General features: G+C 71.3%; 18 protein-coding genes, 1 tRNA gene and 1 riboswitch. Of the genes, 15 read left to right on the top strand and 4 right to left on the bottom strand.

Going from position 1 to position 15,035, the window contains the following annotated elements; genetic code table 11:
* Positions 1 to 223: 223 nt before the first annotated feature.
* The 6 genes from J7W19_RS11820 to J7W19_RS11795 all read left to right on the top strand — a co-directional run bounded on the left by J7W19_RS11820 (position 224) and on the right by J7W19_RS11795 (position 5,002).
* A complete protein-coding gene (locus J7W19_RS11820) occupies positions 224 to 1,699 on the top strand; it encodes an amino acid permease (RefSeq protein ID WP_004951070.1) in 1,476 nt (491 codons plus the stop codon).
* A gap of 147 nt (positions 1,700 to 1,846) precedes the next feature.
* Complete coding sequence (locus J7W19_RS11815; protein ID WP_004951072.1) at positions 1,847 to 2,269, top strand: M67 family metallopeptidase; 423 nt, start codon at positions 1,847 to 1,849, stop codon at positions 2,267 to 2,269.
* A 185-nt stretch (positions 2,270 to 2,454) separates the two neighbouring features.
* The gene (locus J7W19_RS11810; RefSeq protein ID WP_004951074.1) at positions 2,455 to 2,736 is read left to right on the top strand and encodes a MoaD/ThiS family protein; all 282 of its coding nucleotides are present in this window, start codon (positions 2,455 to 2,457) and stop codon (positions 2,734 to 2,736) included.
* A 2-nt stretch (positions 2,737 to 2,738) separates the two neighbouring features.
* Entirely contained in the window at positions 2,739 to 3,689 is a 951-nt protein-coding gene (locus J7W19_RS11805) for a PLP-dependent cysteine synthase family protein (RefSeq protein ID WP_004951077.1), read from the top strand.
* A gap of 89 nt (positions 3,690 to 3,778) precedes the next feature.
* On the top strand, positions 3,779 to 3,898 hold the full coding sequence (locus J7W19_RS33825; protein WP_152262506.1) for an eL43 family ribosomal protein: 120 nt from the start codon (positions 3,779 to 3,781) through the stop codon (positions 3,896 to 3,898).
* Between the two features lie 351 nt (positions 3,899 to 4,249).
* Positions 4,250 to 5,002 (top strand): MBL fold metallo-hydrolase, encoded by a 753-nt coding sequence (locus tag J7W19_RS11795; protein WP_004951079.1) that lies wholly within the window; start codon positions 4,250 to 4,252, stop codon positions 5,000 to 5,002.
* A 258-nt stretch (positions 5,003 to 5,260) separates the two neighbouring features.
* Here the strand turns inward: J7W19_RS11795 and J7W19_RS11790 are convergent, their stop codons facing one another.
* Positions 5,261 to 6,697 carry a PTS transporter subunit EIIC gene (locus J7W19_RS11790; protein ID WP_051072710.1) on the bottom strand — a complete coding sequence of 479 codons (1,437 nt, stop codon included), beginning with the start codon at positions 6,695 to 6,697 and terminating at the stop codon, positions 5,261 to 5,263.
* Between the two features lie 215 nt (positions 6,698 to 6,912).
* On the bottom strand, positions 6,913 to 8,223 hold the full coding sequence (locus tag J7W19_RS11785) for a PTS transporter subunit EIIC (protein WP_004951082.1): 1,311 nt from the start codon (positions 8,221 to 8,223) through the stop codon (positions 6,913 to 6,915).
* A 41-nt stretch (positions 8,224 to 8,264) separates the two neighbouring features.
* Between J7W19_RS11785 and J7W19_RS11780 the strand changes: the two genes are divergently transcribed.
* The 4 genes from J7W19_RS11780 (at position 8,265) to rdgB (ending at position 10,648) form a co-directional block, all read left to right on the top strand.
* The gene (locus J7W19_RS11780) at positions 8,265 to 8,648 is read left to right on the top strand and encodes a PTS glucose/sucrose transporter subunit IIB (RefSeq protein WP_325176060.1); all 384 of its coding nucleotides are present in this window, start codon (positions 8,265 to 8,267) and stop codon (positions 8,646 to 8,648) included.
* Between the two features lie 98 nt (positions 8,649 to 8,746).
* Complete coding sequence (gene rph, locus J7W19_RS11775; protein ID WP_004951086.1) at positions 8,747 to 9,478, top strand: ribonuclease PH; 732 nt, start codon at positions 8,747 to 8,749, stop codon at positions 9,476 to 9,478.
* Positions 9,479 to 9,556: 78 nt separating this feature from the next.
* Positions 9,557 to 9,979 (top strand): hypothetical protein, encoded by a 423-nt coding sequence (locus tag J7W19_RS11770; protein WP_004951087.1) that lies wholly within the window; start codon positions 9,557 to 9,559, stop codon positions 9,977 to 9,979.
* A gap of 66 nt (positions 9,980 to 10,045) precedes the next feature.
* Positions 10,046 to 10,648 (top strand): RdgB/HAM1 family non-canonical purine NTP pyrophosphatase, encoded by a 603-nt coding sequence (rdgB, locus tag J7W19_RS11765; RefSeq protein ID WP_004951089.1) that lies wholly within the window; start codon positions 10,046 to 10,048, stop codon positions 10,646 to 10,648.
* A 69-nt stretch (positions 10,649 to 10,717) separates the two neighbouring features.
* Here the strand turns inward: rdgB and J7W19_RS11760 are convergent.
* A tRNA-Leu gene (locus tag J7W19_RS11760) sits at positions 10,718 to 10,790 on the bottom strand.
* Between the two features lie 361 nt (positions 10,791 to 11,151).
* Between J7W19_RS11760 and J7W19_RS11755 the strand changes: the two genes are divergently transcribed.
* Both J7W19_RS11755 and J7W19_RS11750 read left to right on the top strand, forming a co-directional pair.
* Positions 11,152 to 11,694: a hypothetical protein gene (locus J7W19_RS11755; protein ID WP_004951092.1), complete on the top strand. Its 543-nt coding sequence runs from the start codon at positions 11,152 to 11,154 to the stop codon at positions 11,692 to 11,694.
* The gene (locus J7W19_RS11750) at positions 11,694 to 12,968 is read left to right on the top strand and encodes a sensor histidine kinase (protein WP_004951095.1); all 1,275 of its coding nucleotides are present in this window, start codon (positions 11,694 to 11,696) and stop codon (positions 12,966 to 12,968) included. Before J7W19_RS11755 ends, J7W19_RS11750 begins: the two co-directional genes overlap by 1 nt.
* A 22-nt stretch (positions 12,969 to 12,990) precedes the next feature.
* On the opposite strand, the gene bcp is transcribed toward J7W19_RS11750, so the two are convergent.
* Entirely contained in the window at positions 12,991 to 13,458 is a 468-nt protein-coding gene (bcp, locus tag J7W19_RS11745) for a thioredoxin-dependent thiol peroxidase (RefSeq protein ID WP_004951099.1), read from the bottom strand.
* Positions 13,459 to 13,629: 171 nt separating this feature from the next.
* On the opposite strand from bcp, the gene J7W19_RS11740 reads away from it, so the two are divergent.
* From J7W19_RS11740 to J7W19_RS11730, 3 genes are all read left to right on the top strand, one after another.
* Positions 13,630 to 13,956, top strand: a complete 327-nt coding sequence (locus J7W19_RS11740; RefSeq protein ID WP_004951101.1) for a DUF3618 domain-containing protein — start codon at positions 13,630 to 13,632, stop codon at positions 13,954 to 13,956.
* Between the two features lie 251 nt (positions 13,957 to 14,207).
* Positions 14,208 to 14,510: a GroES family chaperonin gene (locus tag J7W19_RS11735; RefSeq protein ID WP_051072711.1), complete on the top strand. Its 303-nt coding sequence runs from the start codon at positions 14,208 to 14,210 to the stop codon at positions 14,508 to 14,510.
* 47 nt (positions 14,511 to 14,557) lie between these two features.
* A riboswitch (guanidine-III (ykkC-III) riboswitch) is annotated at positions 14,558 to 14,623 on the top strand.
* A gap of 31 nt (positions 14,624 to 14,654) precedes the next feature.
* Positions 14,655 to 14,975, top strand: coding sequence for a DMT family transporter (locus J7W19_RS11730; RefSeq protein WP_004951107.1), 321 nt, complete (start codon positions 14,655 to 14,657; stop codon positions 14,973 to 14,975).
* Positions 14,976 to 15,035 lie beyond the last annotated feature (60 nt).

Genomic DNA, 15,035 nt, shown 5'->3' with positions numbered 1-15,035 from the left:
TTACGGGGTATGCCCCGCTTCGCCTGTGGTCTGCGGCACATTCGAACTGGCGATCTACGTATTACCCGTGATAAATCTTCACGACCTGCATCCACCGACGCCACCCATGTCGTGGAGCGGGAGCGCTATGGCCGACCGACCGTCGGCTCGTGCAGGACTCCATCCGGGGGGATCGGAACCCGATCCGGACGATCCGGATCGGTATGGAGAAAGGCGTTCCACCATGACCTCTGAGCAGGTCGCGGACCGCGTCGCAGGCGAGGCCGGCGAGCGGGACGGAAGCGGTGAGGCTTCCGAGGGTTACCAGCGGGGGCTGGGCAACCGACAGATCCAGATGATCGCCATTGGTGGCGCCATCGGCACCGGGCTCTTCCTCGGCGCCGGCACGGCCATATCCAAGGCCGGACCGAGTCTCATCCTCGCGTACGCGATAGCGGGACTCGTTATTTTCTTCATCATGCGGGCGCTCGGCGAGCTCCTCATGTACCGCCCGGTCTCGGGCTCCTTCTCGGACTACGCCCGTGAATTCCTCGGGCCGTTCTGGGGCTATGTGACCGGCTGGACCTACTGGCTGTTCTGGGTCGTCACCGGCATCACCGAGGTGACCGCGGCGGCCAAGTACGTCCAGTACTGGGACAAGTCGATCCCGCAATGGGCCTCGGCCCTGGTCTTCACGGCCGTTCTCTACCTGGCCAACCTGATCTCCGTGAAGCTCTTCGGTGAGCTGGAGTTCTGGTTCTCCATGGTCAAGGTCACCGCCATCATCGGCATGATCCTGATCGGCATCGGCGTCATCACCCTCGGGTTCTCCGACGCCGGTGACACCGCGTCCTTCTCGCAGCTCTGGTCCCACGGCGGGTTCTTCCCCAAGGGCATCGGCGGCACGCTGATGACGCTGCAGATCGTCATGTTCGCCTTCCTCGCCGTCGAGCTCGTCGGCGTCACCGCGGGCGAGGCGGCCGACCCCAAGAAGACGCTGCCCAAGGCGATCAACACCGTGCCGTGGCGGATCGCCGTCTTCTACCTGGGCGCGCTGATCATCATCCTGTCCGTGGTCAGCTGGACCGTCTTCGAGCCGGGCGTCAGCCCGTTCGTCGAGGCGTTCGCCAAGATCGGTCTGCCGGCCGGTGCCGGAATCGTCAACTTCGTGGTCCTCACCGCGGCGCTGTCCTCCTGCAACTCCGGCATGTACTCCACCGGCCGCATGCTGCGCGACCTGTCCCTCAACGGTCAGGGGCCGAAGTTCTTCGGCGTCCTGACCAAGCGCGGCCTGCCGCTGCGCGGTACCACCGTCTCCGCGGCGTGCATGCTCGTCGGCGTGTGGATCAACTACCAGTGGCCGGGCAAGGCGTTCGAGTACGTCGTCTCCTTCGCCACCATCTCCGGTATGTGGGCCTGGATCATGATCCTGCTGGCCCAGCTCCGCTACCGCCGCAAGGCCGACCGCGGCGAGCTGCCGCCGTCGGAGTTCAAGGCCCCCGGAGCGCCCTGGACCAGCCTCTTCGCCCTCGCCTTCATCGGCATGGTGATCGTGCTGATGGGCATCGACAAGGACGCGCGGATCTCGCTGTACTGCGCGCCCGTCTGGGCCGGGATCATGGTCGTGTCGTACTTCGTGCTGAAGGCCCGCAACCCGCAGGCGTTCGCGCGCAAGGACTACTCGGCCGCCGCCCGGGAAAGCGTCGACCAGGCCGCCTGACACCGGCACCACGCCGGGCCATCGGGCCCGCCCGCACCCTCCCCCCCCCGGTGCGCGGCGGGCCCGTCGCTTATCCGGAAGCGGCCGGCGAGTGGCGTCCGTCACGGCCCGGCGGGGCCCCGCGCGCCCCGACCTATGCTGGCCCGCATGCTGACCATCACCCAGGCCCTGCACGACCGGATCGTCGAGCACGCCCGCGCCGACCACCCCGACGAGGCGTGCGGCGTGGTCGCCGGCCCGGCCGGCAGCGACCGTCCCGAGCGGTTCGTTCCCATGCTCAACGCCGCCCGCTCGCCGACGTTCTACGAGTTCGACTCCACCGATCTCCTCAAGCTGTACCGCGAGATGGACGACCGCGACGAGGAACCGGTGGTCATCTACCACTCGCACACCGCCACCGAGGCGTACCCGTCCCGTACGGACGTCTCGTACGCCAACGAACCGGGCGCCCACTACGTCCTGGTCTCCACGGCGGACACGGACGGCTCGGGCCCCTTCCAGTTCCGCTCGTTCCGCATCGTGGACGGGGAGATCACCGAGGAAGAGGTCCGGATCGTCGCGGCCTACTGACCGGCGGCCCGGCGGTCCCACCAGGCGGGACCTCGCGTCCCGCCCACCGGGACGGCCATGGGGGAGCGGGGCGGGGAATCGATAGCATGCGCCCACGGTTGTCCCGGGAGAACACCCGTTCCGTTCGCGCCCGCAACCGATCCGCACGCCTCCCCGCACCCACGCACTCCGACGAGGAGCACCACATGGCCATCGAGGTACGCATCCCGACCATCCTCCGCACCTACACCGACGGCGCGAAGGCCGTCGAGGGCGCCGGGGCCACGATCGACGAGCTCTTCAAGGACCTGGACGCCCGCCACCAGGGCATCCGCGAGCGGCTGGTCGACGAGAGCGGCGCGCTGCGCCGGTTCGTCAACGTCTACCTGAACGACGAGGACGTCCGCTTCCTGGCCGGCCTGGGCACCGAACTCGCCGACGGCGACAACGTCACCATCCTCCCGGCCGTCGCGGGCGGGGCCCGCTAGCGATGCGGTACGACAGCCCGCTGGCCGCGGTCGGCGACACCCCGCTGGTCCGCCTGCCCCGGCTGTCCCCCTCCGGGGACGTCCGGATCTGGGCGAAGCTGGAGGACCGCAACCCCACCGGCTCCGTCAAGGACCGCCCCGCCCTGCACATGATCGAGCAGGCGGAGAAGGCCGGCCGGCTGACCCCCGGGTGCACCATCCTGGAGCCCACTTCCGGCAACACCGGCATCTCCCTGGCCATGGCCGCCCGGCTCAAGGGCTACCGCATCGTCTGCGTGATGCCGGAGAACACCAGCGAGGAGCGCCGGCAGCTGCTGGCCATGTGGGGCGCCGAGATCATCTCCTCGCCCGCGGCCGGGGGTTCGAACACCGCCGTGCGCGTCGCCAAGGAGCTCGCCGCCGAGCACCCCGACTGGGTGATGCTCTACCAGTACGGGAACCCCGACAACGCCGGCGCCCACTACGCCACGACCGGCCCCGAGATCCTCGCCGACCTGCCCGGGATCACCCACTTCGTGGCCGGTCTCGGCACCACGGGAACCCTGATGGGCGTCGGCCGCTACCTGCGCGAACACGTACCGGACGTACGGATCGTCGCCGCCGAGCCGCGCTACGACGACCTCGTCTACGGCCTGCGCAACCTCGACGAGGGCTTCGTGCCCGAGCTCTACGACGAGACGGTCCTCACCACCCGCTACTCCGTCGGCTCCGAGGACGCCGTGCGCCGCACCCGCGAACTCCTCGCCGAAGAGGGCATCTTCGCGGGCGTCTCCACCGGCGCCGTGCTGCACGCCGCGCTCGGCGTCGCCCGCAAGGCCCAACGCGCCGGGGAGCGCGCGGACATCGTCTTCATCGTGGCCGACGGCGGGTGGAAGTACCTGTCCACCGGCCTGTACACCGCGCCCACCACGGAGGCCGCGGTGGCCGCGCTGCACGGGCAGCTCTGGGCCTGAGCACCCGCCCGGGACCGGGTGGGGGCCGCCGGGGAGACTGCCCCTACCGATGTTGGCGACCGGCTGACATCATCCCGTAGGAGACGCACATGAACTGTCCCGCATGTGGATCTTCGGACATGAGGCAACTCAACAATGGAAACTGGCAGTGCGGAAACTGCGGCGCAGTCACGGCTGGATCGGGCGGCCTGGGATGCGCTCGCCCCTGAGACGCGTGAACGGCTGGCGGCCGTGATGTCGCCGGAGGAGTTCACGGTGACGGCCGGCAGCGAGGAGTCCGCCGAGCGCTTCCGGCGCTTCATGGACACCCTCGACCGGGCGGAGCGCGTCCGGCCGCTGTAGCGGCCCGCCGCCGCCCGCACCGCACTGCGGACCCGTCCGCCGCCCCCGAAGGGCGCGGGCGGGTTTTCGCGCGCTCCGGCGCCCGGCGACGTCCGTCCTGGTGATTCCAGCCACAGACCCGGCCCGCGATGGAGCGGCCGCTCGGTTCCCGCCTTACCCTCGGACGCACCGCACGGTCACCGGCCCCCCGTCACCGGCCCACGGAGGTTCAGGCCCGCATGAAGCTCACCGTCGTCGGATGCGCGGGCTCGTTCCCGTCCACGGAATCCGCCTGTTCCAGCTATCTGGTGGAGGCCGACGGCTACCGGCTGCTCCTCGACATGGGCAACGGCGCTCTGGGCGAGCTCCAGCGCCACATCGGCCTCTATGATCTCGACGCGGTGCTGCTGTCCCACCTCCACCCCGACCACTGCATCGACATGTGCGGCTACTTCGTCGCCCGCTACTACCGGCACGACGGCGGCCGGGCCGGCGCCATCCCGGTGTACGGCCCGGAGGGCACCGAACAGCGGCTGCTCACCGCCTACGGCGACGTGCCGGACCCCGCGTGCATGCGCGAGGTCTTCGACTTCCGCACCCTCGGACCCGGCAGCTTCTCCGTCGGCCCGTTCACCGTCTTCACCGACCGCGTCAACCATCCCGTCGAGGCGTTCGCCTTCCGGGTGGAACACGGCGGCTCCGCCCTCGTCTACTCCGGCGACACGGGCCCCTGCGAGGCGCTCAACTCCCTCGCCAAGGACGCCGACCTGCTGCTCTGCGAAGCGTCCTTCACCCACGGCAAGGAGGACATCCCCGACCTCCACCTCAACGGCCTGGAGGCCGGCCGCCTCGCCTTGGACGCGCGCGTGGGGCGTCTCGTCCTCACCCACATCCCGCCGTGGACGGACCCCCTGCGCAACCTGCGCGACGCGCGCTCCCTGTACGACGGGCCCGCGGAGCTCGCCCACGCGGGGGCGGTGTACGAGGTTTAGGGTGCCCCGGTCCCGCCCTTTCGCCGTTTCCTGGGGCTGCGCCCCAGACCCCCTTGTCGCGGCTCCGCCGCTCGTCCTCAAGCGCCGGACGGGCTGAATATCAGCCCGTCCGGCGCTTGAGGACAACCGCGCGGAGCGCGGTTCGGGGGTGCGGGGGCGCAGCCCCCGCAAGAAACGGTGAAAGGGCGGGACCGGGGCAAAGCGAAGCCCCCGGGACCGACCGCGGTCCCGGGGGCTCACCACATGCTCAGCGCGAGATCAGCGCTTGGCCTTCGCAGCAGGCTTCCGCTTCCCCTGCGCAGGCGTCTTCTTCGCCCCGCCCTTGGCGGCAGCCGACTTCGCGGCACCCGACTTCGCCGCAGCCGGCTTGGCGTCAGCCTTGACCGAGGCCGCGGCCGCAGCCGGCTTCGCGTCGGCCTTCGCCTCCACCTTCGCCGCCGCCTCCGCGAACTCCGGATCCACCTCACGCCCCGGCGTCATCAAGTTGAACTTGGTGATCGCGAACCGGAAGACGAAGTAGTAGATCACCGCGAAGCCGAGACCCACCAGGATCAGCGCCCACGGCTTGCTGGCGATGCCCCAGTTGAGCACGAAGTCCACCGCGCCCGCGGAGAACCCGAAGCCGTCCTTCATGCCGAGCGCCCAGGTCAGCGCCATGGAGACACCGGTCAGCACCGCGTGGATCGCGTACAGCACCGGCGCGACGAACATGAACGTGAACTCGATCGGCTCGGTGACACCGGTGACGAACGCGGTGAGCGCGAGCGAACCCATCATGCCGCCGACGACCTTGCGGTTCTCGGGACGGGCGCAGTGCACGATCGCCAGGCAGGCGGCCGGCAGGGCGAACATCATGATCGGGAAGAAGCCGGTCATGAACTGGCCCGCGGACGGGTCCTTGGCGAGGAAGCGGGCGATGTCGCCGTTGACGGTGCCCTTGGGGCCGTCGAAGGAGCCGGCCTGGAACCACGGGAAGGAGTTGAGCAGGTGGTGCATGCCGATCGGGATCAGACCGCGGTTGGCGACACCGAAGATGCCCGCGCCGACGGCGCCGGAACCGACCAGCCACTCACCGAAGTTGTGCAGACCCGTACCGAGGACCGGCCAGATGTAGCCGAAGACGATACCGATGAGCAGACCCGCGAAGGACGACAGGATCGGCACCAGCCGGCGGCCGCCGAAGAAGCCCGCCCAGTCCGGCAGTTTGGTCCGGTAGAAGCGCTGGTAGAGCAGCGCGACCACGAGACCCATCACGATGCCGCCGAGCACCTTGGCGTCGACGGTCTGCTCGACCAGGGCGACCTTGTGGTCGACCACCGCCTCCTTCTTGGGGAGGCTGCTGTCGGTGAAGGTGCCGAGCACCTTCTGGAAGACCAGGTAGCCGGCGACGGCGGCCAGCGCGGTCGAACCGTCCGACTTCTTGGCGAATCCGATGGCGACACCGACGGCGAACAGCAGCGCCATGTTGTCGAGGATCGCGCCGCCACCGGCCGACAGGAACTGGGCGATCTTGTTCAGGAAGTGCGGGAACGACGCCTTGCCCAGCATGTCGTCCTGGCCCAGGCGGACCATCAGCGCCGCTGCGGGCAGCACCGCGACCGGCAGCATGAGGCTGCGGCCGATACGCTGGGCCACAGCCATCGCGCTTTTGCCGAAGCCCTTTTTATCGGCCGCTGAGGCGCTAGCCGTACTCATCGGATTCCTCCAGGAGAGGCGGGCGCTCGGAGATCGGGGCGACGGCCCTCTGGATGTGCCCGCTGAAAAATGCTGAATTTCTGGTCTACACCACTCAGTGGTTTAGACCTGTTGTAGCACGTGAAGCGGGCATAAAGGAATCCGTCAACGGTGGTGGGGTGCGACACACGGGGCCTGTGGGGCGGATCACTCCCAGAGGGGTCCCATTCGGCCCTTTACTCCGTCTTCTCCCGCTCCATCTCCCGAGTGATCTCCTCCGGCTCCCGCCCGGGCGTCGGCAGATCGAACCGCGTGATCGCGAAGCGGAACACCGCGTAATAGACGGCGGCGAGCCCGAGGCCGATCGGGATGATCAGCCACGGCCTGGTCGCCAGCCCCCAGTTGATCACGTAGTCGATCAGCCCGGCCGAGAAGCTGAAGCCGTCATGCACGCCGAACGCCCAGGACACGGCCATCGAGACACCCGTGAGCACCGCGTGCACCACGTACAGCCCCGGCGCGATGAAGAGGAACGAGTACTCGATGGGCTCCGTCACGCCCGTCACGAACGACGTCAGGGCCACCGAGAGCATCATGCCGCCGACCATCTTCCGGTTCTCCGGCCGGGCCGTGTGGGTGATCGCCAGGGCCGCCGCCGGCAGTGCGAACATCATGACGGGGAAGAAGCCGGTGGTGAACTGGCCGGCCGACGGGTCGCCGGCCAGGAAGCGGTTGATGTCGCCGTGCACCACCGTCCCGTCCGGCTTGGTGTAGTCGCCGAACTGGAACCACATGAACGTGTTCAGGAACTGGTGCAGCCCCACCACGAGCAGCGCCCGGTTCGCCACCCCGAAGACGCCCGCCCCCGTCTCGCCGAGGTCCGACAGCCACTGGCTGAAGCTCGTCAGGGCGTGGCCGACCGGCGGCCAGACCCACAGGCAGACCACCGCGAAGAGCAGCGCGACGAACGACATCATGATCGGGACCAGTCGCCGCCCGTTGAAGAAGCCCAGCCAGTCCACCAGCCGCACCCGGTGGAAGCGGACCCAGAACCAGGCGGTCAGCAGGCCGATCACGATGCCGCCGAAGACGCCGGGGTTCTGGTAGCCGGCGAGCGTCGCCGCGCCCGACCCCGAGACGCAGACGCCGCTCCACAGTCCCGCTCCCGCGAACTTCGCGGTGTGCGGGCAGTCCTCGGGGAACTGGTGCAGGACGGAGAAGTAGACGAGGAAGGCGACGACCGCCGCCAGCGCCGTCGAGCCGTCCGCCTTCTTCGCCATACCGATGGCGACGCCGACGCAGAACAGCAGTGGCAGTCCGAGCGCCGAGTCGAGCAGCGCGCCGCCCGCCCCGGCGAAGACCTTGGCGACGTCCGTCCAGCCCAGGCCGTCGGCGCCGAAGACGTCGGGCTGGCCCAGCCGGTTGAGGATGCCGGCGGCCGGGAGCACCGCGATCGGCAGCTGGAGGCTGCGGCCCATCTTCTGCAGGCCCTGCAGGAGGCCCTGCCACCGCTTGCCCCGCGCTGGGCTGGTGGCCTGTGCGCTCATCCGCGTCCTCCCGGCTGGCATACTGGTGTAGACCACTTGGGATGCGAGATCGGGCGTCCCGAACGCGGGTCCCGGTGGCCGCCATCTTTCGCCAGATGACGGACATACGCCCACGTAATTGGTCTGAACGTGGGTTACCGTGGGAAAGCCGGTCGGCGGTACCGCCGAGGGCCGAGACAACAGGAGTGCACATGGCCAGCAAGGCAGAGAAGATCGTCGCCGGTCTCGGCGGACTCGACAACATCGAGGAGATCGAGGGCTGCATCACCCGCCTCCGCACCGAGGTCAACGACCCCGAGCTGGTCGACGAGGCCGCCCTCAAGGCCGCCGGCGCGCACGGCGTCGTGAAGATGGGCACTGCCATCCAGGTCGTCATCGGCACCGACGCGGACCCGATCGCCGCGGAGATCGAAGACATGATGTGAGCCGCTGAGCTCCCGCGAAGGGCCCTGTTCCGGCCAGTGATGCGTGATCCGCATCGAACCGGAACAGGGCCCTTCGCGATCCCGATAGGCTCACCACCATGTCTCGTATCGACGGCCGCACGCCCGACCAGCTCCGCCCGGTGACCATCCAGCGTGGCTGGAGCAAGCACGCAGAGGGCTCCGTCCTCGTCTCCTTCGGCGACACCAAGGTCCTCTGCACCGCCAGCGTCACCGAGGGCGTCCCCCGCTGGCGCAAGGGCAGCGGCGAGGGCTGGGTCACCGCCGAGTACGCGATGCTGCCCCGCGCCACCAACACCCGCGGCGACCGCGAGTCCGTGCGCGGCAAGATCGGCGGGCGCACCCACGAGATCTCCCGCCTCATCGGCCGCTCGCTGCGCGCCGTCATCGACTACAAGGCGCTCGGCGAGAACACCATCGTCCTCGACTGCGACGTTCTCCAGGCCGACGGCGGCACCCGTACCGCCGCCATCACCGGCGCCTACGTCGCGCTCGCCGACGCCGTCGCCTGGGCCCAGCGGAAGAAGCTGGTCAAGCACGGCCGCCACCCCCTCACCGGCACCGTCTCCGCCGTCAGCGTCGGCATCGTCGACGGCGTCCCGCTGCTCGACCTCTGCTACGAGGAGGACGTCCGCGCCGAGACCGACATGAACGTCGTCTGCACCGGCGACGGCCGCTTCGTCGAGGTCCAGGGCACTGCCGAGGCCCAGCCGTTCGCCCGCGCCGAGCTCGACGCCCTCCTCGACCTCGCCGTCAAGGGCTCCGCCGACCTCGACGCCGCCCAGCGCGCCGCCCTGGGGCAGACGATGTAGCTACCATGCTGGGGGCGCGGCGAGGGGGTCGTGCCCCCATGAGCACCGGGCAGCACGCCCACCGGAGGGGAACGCCGCATGGCCTCGCGCCACCACCGCCCGCGCCGCACCACCGCCGTCGCGGCTCTCGCCGCCGCGGCCCTCGCCCTGCCCGCCGTGACCGCCTGCTCGCAGGCGCGGGCGGCGGCGGACTGCGGCGCCCTCGCCAAGGACGTCCAGCGCGACGTCGGGAACCTGCGGCGGACCATCGCCGACGACTCCAAGGACCCGCAGAGCGGCCAGGAGTTCATCGACAGGATCAACCGGGACCTCGGCGAGGTCACCCGGAGGACCGGGGCCGACACCGACAGCGACGGCGAGTCCCCGGTCAAGGACGCCATCGGCGAGGTCACCGCGGCCGTGGACGACATCCAGGACAGCGTCGGCGACGGCGAGCGACCCGACGTCACCGCCCTGACCAAGGCGGCCGGTGCGCTGACCACGGCGTGCACCAAGGGCTGACGCCGTCCCCGGTGCGCACCGGGGCGGACCGGGACCCCACGCGTCCTGCGTGAATAATCGGGCCCCATGAAGCGCCTGATCCTCGCCACCCGCAACGCCCACAAGGTCACCGAGCTGCGCTCGATCCTCACCGGGGCCGGCCTCGACGTCGAACTCGTGGGCGCCGACGCCTACCCCGAGATCCCCGACGTCAAGGAGACCGGCGTCACCTTCGCCGAGAACGCCCTCCTCAAGGCGCACGCCCTGGCCCGGGCCACCGGACTGCCGGCCGTGGCCGACGACTCCGGCCTCTGCGTGGACGTCCTGAACGGCGCCCCCGGCATCTTCTCGGCCCGCTGGGCGGGCCGGCACGGCGACGACAAGGCCAACCTGGACCTCCTCCTCGCCCAGCTCTCCGACATCGCCGCCCCGCACCGCGCCGCGCACTTCGCCTGCGCCGCCGCCCTGGCCCTGCCGGACGGCACCGAGCGGGTGGTCGAGGGACGGCTGCGCGGCACGCTCCGCACCGAGCCCGCCGGCAGCGGCGGCTTCGGCTACGACCCGATCCTCCAGCCCGACGGCGAGACCCGTACCTGCGCCGAGCTGACCGCCGAGGAGAAGAACGCCATCAGCCACCGCGGCCAGGCGTTCCGCGCCCTGGTGCCGGTGGTGCGCGAACTGCTGGGCTGACCCCCGAGCCGGCTCCGGCACACCGATGGCCCGGCTCGCGTCGACTGCGAGCCGGGCCATCGGCCCGGGTGCGCCCGGTCGGATTCGAACCGACAAACACGACCACCTAAAGATCGCCGCTCAGCCCTTGGCGTACGGGCGCCGGTGCCGTGCCTACTGTACTGGGCCGGGCCGCACGCGGGGGAGGAGAGTCCGGCCACGCCAGGGGACCGTCCGGGGCCCGGTGCGCGGCCCGGTGACGGAGCGTCGGCGGCCCTCGGTCCCCGTGCCCGCCGCGGAACGATTCACCCCCGACGTGCCGTACGCGCGTGCGACGCGTCACACGCCCACGTTCCCCCGCGAACCGGTCGCCCCCGGAAGGGAACGCGGCCCTCGATTTACCCGTCCCTCACACCGGGGGAGAGACGGGTCCACCGCGCCGCGGACCGGCCGCCCGCCACCCGACCGCTCCCGACGTGCCCGTCGAAAACGCCCGCGACCACCCGACCGAGGAAGAGAGTCCGATGACCGACCGTGCCGTGCCCCGTCGGCGGGTCCGCGCGCGCACCCTCCTGGGGATGTCCGGCGCGGTGGCGGTGCTGGCCCTCGGGGGCGTGTGGCTGGGGCAGGGGGTGGACCGGGCGAACGCCGTGTCCGACGCGCCGCAGACGGCGAGGGCCAAGAAGGAACAGCAGGAACAGCGCGACCGGGCGACGGCCTCCGCCGACTTCGCGCCGGGCGCCGCCCGGGAACTGCCGGGCGTCCGCGACTGCGGGTACGGCGAGCCGCTGCTGGAACCGAAGATCATCACCCTGAGCTGCGCCAACGGCGGCGCGGTGGCGAGCGACATCGAGTGGGACACGTACGCCGCCGACAAGGCCGAGGGCGACGGCGTGGTGCTGGTGTCCAGCGGCGCGAACGGCTCGGCGCGTACGTCCTTCCCGGCCCGGCTGACGCTCTCCCGGCCGCGGAAGGTCGACGGGATGCCGGCGTTCACCTCGGTGGAGGTCGTCTACACGGGACTCACCCCGGCCGGGAAGACGACCGAGACGTACTCGATCACGTGATGGGCATCCGTGGCCGGATCGCACTGGCGATCTCCTCCGTCGCCGCGCTGGCGGTCGTCCTGCTCGGCGTGGCCGTGCACCACGTCTCCGGGCTGGAGCGGGACCGCCAGGCGCGGGCGCAGCAGGACCGGCTGCTGAGCTCCGCCCTCCAGCTCTACCAGCGGGAGGGCCAGGTGACGCTGAACGCCCAGCTGGACGACGCGGCGCTGCCGGCGCCGCTGGCCAAGGCGGTGGCCAAGGGCCGCTCGGGGACGTACATCAGCGGCGGCGAGGACCCCCGCGTCTGGGCGGCGACGGGCGTGGGCTCCGGCAAGGTGCTGTCGGTCTCGGCGTCCTATCCCAAGCGGGACGCCTTCCAGCGCGCCCTGGACTGGGCGCTGTTGCTGTCGGGCGCGGTGACCGTGGTGCTGATGGCGGTGGTGGGCTGGTTCGTGGCGCAGGGCCTGTCCCGGCGGCTGCGGCTGAGCGCGGCCGAGGCGCGCCGGATCGCGGCGGGCGAGGCGCCCGCGGCGGGCGGGACCGGGCCGGCGGGCCGGGACGAGGTGGCGGAGCTGGAGCGCTCGGTGCGGGCGATGGCGACGGCGCTGGCGGCCCGGGTGGAGGCCGAGCGGGAGTTCACGGCCGACGTGGCGCACGAGCTGCGGACGCCGGTGGCGGGCCTGGTGGCCTCGGCCGAGCTGCTGCCGCACCCGCGCGCCGTGGAGATGGTGCAGGAGCGGGCGCAGACGCTGCGGGCGCTGGTGGAGGACCTGCTGGAGGTCTCCCGGCTGGACGCGGGGGTGGAGAGCGCCCAACTGGACGCGGTGGAGCTGCCGTCGCTGGTCCGGGGCGTGGTGAAGCGGGCGCGGGGCCAGCGCGGGGTGGATGACGTGGCGGTCGAGGTGGTCGGCGAGGGCCGCATCGTGGCGACGGACGCCCGCCGGGTGGAGCGGATCCTGGTGAACATCCTGGCCAACGCGGCGAAGCACGGGAAGCCGCCGATCGAGGTCCGGGTGGAGGGCACCCGGATCGTCGTCCGGGACCACGGCGGCGGCTATCCGCCGGAGCTGGTCAGCCAGGGGCCGCGGCGGTTCCGCACGGCCGCCCCGGAGCGGGGGACCGGGCACGGGCTGGGGCTGACGATCGCCGTGGGCCAGGCGGCGGTGCTCGGCGCCCGGCTGGAGTTCGGCTCGGCGGAGGGCGGCGGCGCCCAGGCCGTCCTCGACCTGCCGGAGGCCGAGGACGAGCCGGAGGACCGTCCCGTGCTGCGCGGGGAGCGGGCGTACGGCCGGTGAGCGGCCCGGGTCCCGGGGGTCGTCAGAGCCCCAGATCCTTGATGATCTTCGCGACGTGGCCGGTGGCCTTGACGTTGTACAGCGCGCGCTCGACCTTCCCCTCCTCGTCGACGATCACGGTGGAGCGGATCACGCCGGTCACGGTCTTGCCGTAGAGCTTCTTCTCGCCGAAGGCCCCGTACGCCTCCAGGACCTTCTTCTCGGGGTCCCCGACGAGGGTGACCCGCAGTTCCTCCTTCTCGCGGAACTTCGCGAGCTTCTCCGGCTTGTCGGGCGAGACGCCGATGACGTCGTAGCCGTGGCCCGCAAGGAACTCCAGGTTGTCCGTGAAGTCGCACGCCTGCTTGGTGCAGCCGGGGGTGAGGGCGGCGGGGTAGAAGTAGACGATCACCTTCCGGCCCTTGTGGTCGGCGAGGGAGACGGGCCGGCCGTCGGCGTCGGGCAGGGTGAAGGCGGGGGCGGTGTCGCCGGGCTGGAGTCGCTCGCTCATGGTTCTCCTGTGCTTCGGGGCGGTGGGCGGGTCTGCCGGGGACCGAGCCTAACGACCCCGGACGGCCTCAGGGCGGGCCCACCGGGGGTGCCATGGGGCGGGGCGCCGAGCGAACTGACAGACTGTTGTCATCACTCGTCATCACTCTTATGAGACTACGGAGGCAGCGCGGTGCCGGAAGCCAGGACCCCTGCGCAGATCGAGGCGGACATCGCCCGCAGGCGCAGTGAGCTCGCCGTGACGCTCGACGAGATCGGTGTGCGGATGCACCCCAGCACGATCATCGGCGACGCGAAGGCGAAGGCGGCCTCGAAGGTGGACCACACCCTCGGGCGGGCCTGTGCGATCGCGAACCGGGTGGTCTCGGACGTACGGGCGCAGTTCGTGACGGACGAGGGCGTGCCGCGCCTGGAGCGGATCGTTCCGGCGGCGATGCTGGCCGTCGGCGTGCTCGGGCTGCTGACGGCCTCCTCGCGCCGCGGCAAGGACAAGAAGTAGCGTTCCCCGCCCGTCACGGGCGGAGCGACCGCCGGGTCCGTACGGCCGCCGTCCGCGCGCGGTCCCGTACGGCGTCCGGCGGTCGCGGCGTGTGACGGGCGGGACGCGCCGCGTGGCGGACCGGCCGCCCGGCCCGGAACGGGCCTCCCGGCCCCTCCCGTTGTGGTCCCGCTCTGGTCTCACGGGGCCGCCGGGCCGGGTACGGTCATGGCGTGCGTACGAACACGACCCACGACAAGCTGCCCATCCGGATGCTCCACGACCGCGTGCTGGTCCGGACCGACATCCCCGAGGGCGAGCGCCGCTCCAGCGGCGGCATCGTCATCCCCGCGACCGCGGCGGTGGGCCGCCGGCTGGCCTGGGCCGAGGTCGTGGCCGTGGGCCAGAGCGTGCGCACGGTGGAGCCCGGCGACCGGGTGCTCTACGACCCCGAGGACCGCGCCGAGGTCGAGGTCCGCGGCGTGGCCTATGTGCTGATGCGCGAGCGCGACCTGCACGCGGTGGCGGCGGAGCGGCTGGAGGGGTCGGACGACTCCACCGGCCTGTACCTGTAGCGGCGCCGTCGTACCCGTACCGGCGGCCGGACTTTGCCCGGGCCGGCCGTTTGCTACCGTCGGAAGGACCCCGACGAGACGCGCCGTACCGGGTCAGGACAAGACGACGCACCCCTGGAGAAGCGATTCCACGGAGGTGCCGTCATGGCATGGATCCTGCTCGTCGTCGCCGGCCTGCTGGAGGTCGGCTGGTCCGTCGGCATGAAGTACACCGACGGCTTCACCCGGCTCTGGCCGAGCGTCCTCACCGTCGCGGGGATCGCGGCCAGCATGCTGCTGCTGTCGCGGGCCGCCCGGACGCTGCCCATCGGCACGGCCTACGGCGTGTGGGTCGGCATCGGCGCGGCGGGCGCCGCCGTGCTCGGCATGACGGTGCTGGGCGAGCCGGCCGGCGCGGCCCGGATCTTCTTCGTCGTCCTGCTGCTGGTGGCCGTGGTCGGTCTCAAGGCGACGTCGGGGCACTGACCCCCTGCGAGCGCGCGATGCCCCGGCCCCTTTCCGGGCCCGGGGCATCGCGACACCGTG

Origin of the sequence: Streptomyces mobaraensis NBRC 13819 = DSM 40847, from assembly GCF_017916255.1 — a bacterium.
Classification (GTDB): domain Bacteria; phylum Actinomycetota; class Actinomycetes; order Streptomycetales; family Streptomycetaceae; genus Streptomyces; species Streptomyces mobaraensis.
Note: the sequence above shows the minus strand (reverse complement) of the source record. Positions and strands in the feature narration are given on the sequence as shown.

What these genes read in the sequence shown, in the direction of transcription:
- J7W19_RS11820 (WP_004951070.1), top strand. Translation starts at nt 224, where the DNA reads ATGACCTCTGAGCAGGTCGCGGACCGCGTCGCAGGCGAGGCCGGCGAG.
- J7W19_RS11780 (WP_325176060.1), top strand. Translation starts at nt 8,265, where the DNA reads ATGCGAGATCGGGCGTCCCGAACGCGGGTCCCGGTGGCCGCCATCTTT.
- J7W19_RS11795 (WP_004951079.1), top strand. Translation starts at nt 4,250, where the DNA reads ATGAAGCTCACCGTCGTCGGATGCGCGGGCTCGTTCCCGTCCACGGAA.
- J7W19_RS11810 (WP_004951074.1), top strand. Translation starts at nt 2,455, where the DNA reads ATGGCCATCGAGGTACGCATCCCGACCATCCTCCGCACCTACACCGAC.
- rph (WP_004951086.1), top strand. Translation starts at nt 8,747, where the DNA reads ATGTCTCGTATCGACGGCCGCACGCCCGACCAGCTCCGCCCGGTGACC.
- J7W19_RS11815 (WP_004951072.1), top strand. Translation starts at nt 1,847, where the DNA reads ATGCTGACCATCACCCAGGCCCTGCACGACCGGATCGTCGAGCACGCC.
- J7W19_RS11750 (WP_004951095.1), top strand. Translation starts at nt 11,694, where the DNA reads ATGGGCATCCGTGGCCGGATCGCACTGGCGATCTCCTCCGTCGCCGCG.
- J7W19_RS11805 (WP_004951077.1), top strand. Translation starts at nt 2,739, where the DNA reads ATGCGGTACGACAGCCCGCTGGCCGCGGTCGGCGACACCCCGCTGGTC.
- J7W19_RS11790 (WP_051072710.1), bottom strand. Translation starts at nt 6,697, where the DNA reads ATGAGTACGGCTAGCGCCTCAGCGGCCGATAAAAAGGGCTTCGGCAAA.
- J7W19_RS11785 (WP_004951082.1), bottom strand. Translation starts at nt 8,223, where the DNA reads ATGAGCGCACAGGCCACCAGCCCAGCGCGGGGCAAGCGGTGGCAGGGC.
- J7W19_RS11730 (WP_004951107.1), top strand. Translation starts at nt 14,655, where the DNA reads ATGGCATGGATCCTGCTCGTCGTCGCCGGCCTGCTGGAGGTCGGCTGG.
- bcp (WP_004951099.1), bottom strand. Translation starts at nt 13,458, where the DNA reads ATGAGCGAGCGACTCCAGCCCGGCGACACCGCCCCCGCCTTCACCCTG.
- J7W19_RS11735 (WP_051072711.1), top strand. Translation starts at nt 14,208, where the DNA reads ATGCTCCACGACCGCGTGCTGGTCCGGACCGACATCCCCGAGGGCGAG.
- J7W19_RS11770 (WP_004951087.1), top strand. Translation starts at nt 9,557, where the DNA reads ATGGCCTCGCGCCACCACCGCCCGCGCCGCACCACCGCCGTCGCGGCT.
- rdgB (WP_004951089.1), top strand. Translation starts at nt 10,046, where the DNA reads ATGAAGCGCCTGATCCTCGCCACCCGCAACGCCCACAAGGTCACCGAG.
- J7W19_RS11755 (WP_004951092.1), top strand. Translation starts at nt 11,152, where the DNA reads ATGACCGACCGTGCCGTGCCCCGTCGGCGGGTCCGCGCGCGCACCCTC.
- J7W19_RS33825 (WP_152262506.1), top strand. Translation starts at nt 3,779, where the DNA reads ATGAACTGTCCCGCATGTGGATCTTCGGACATGAGGCAACTCAACAAT.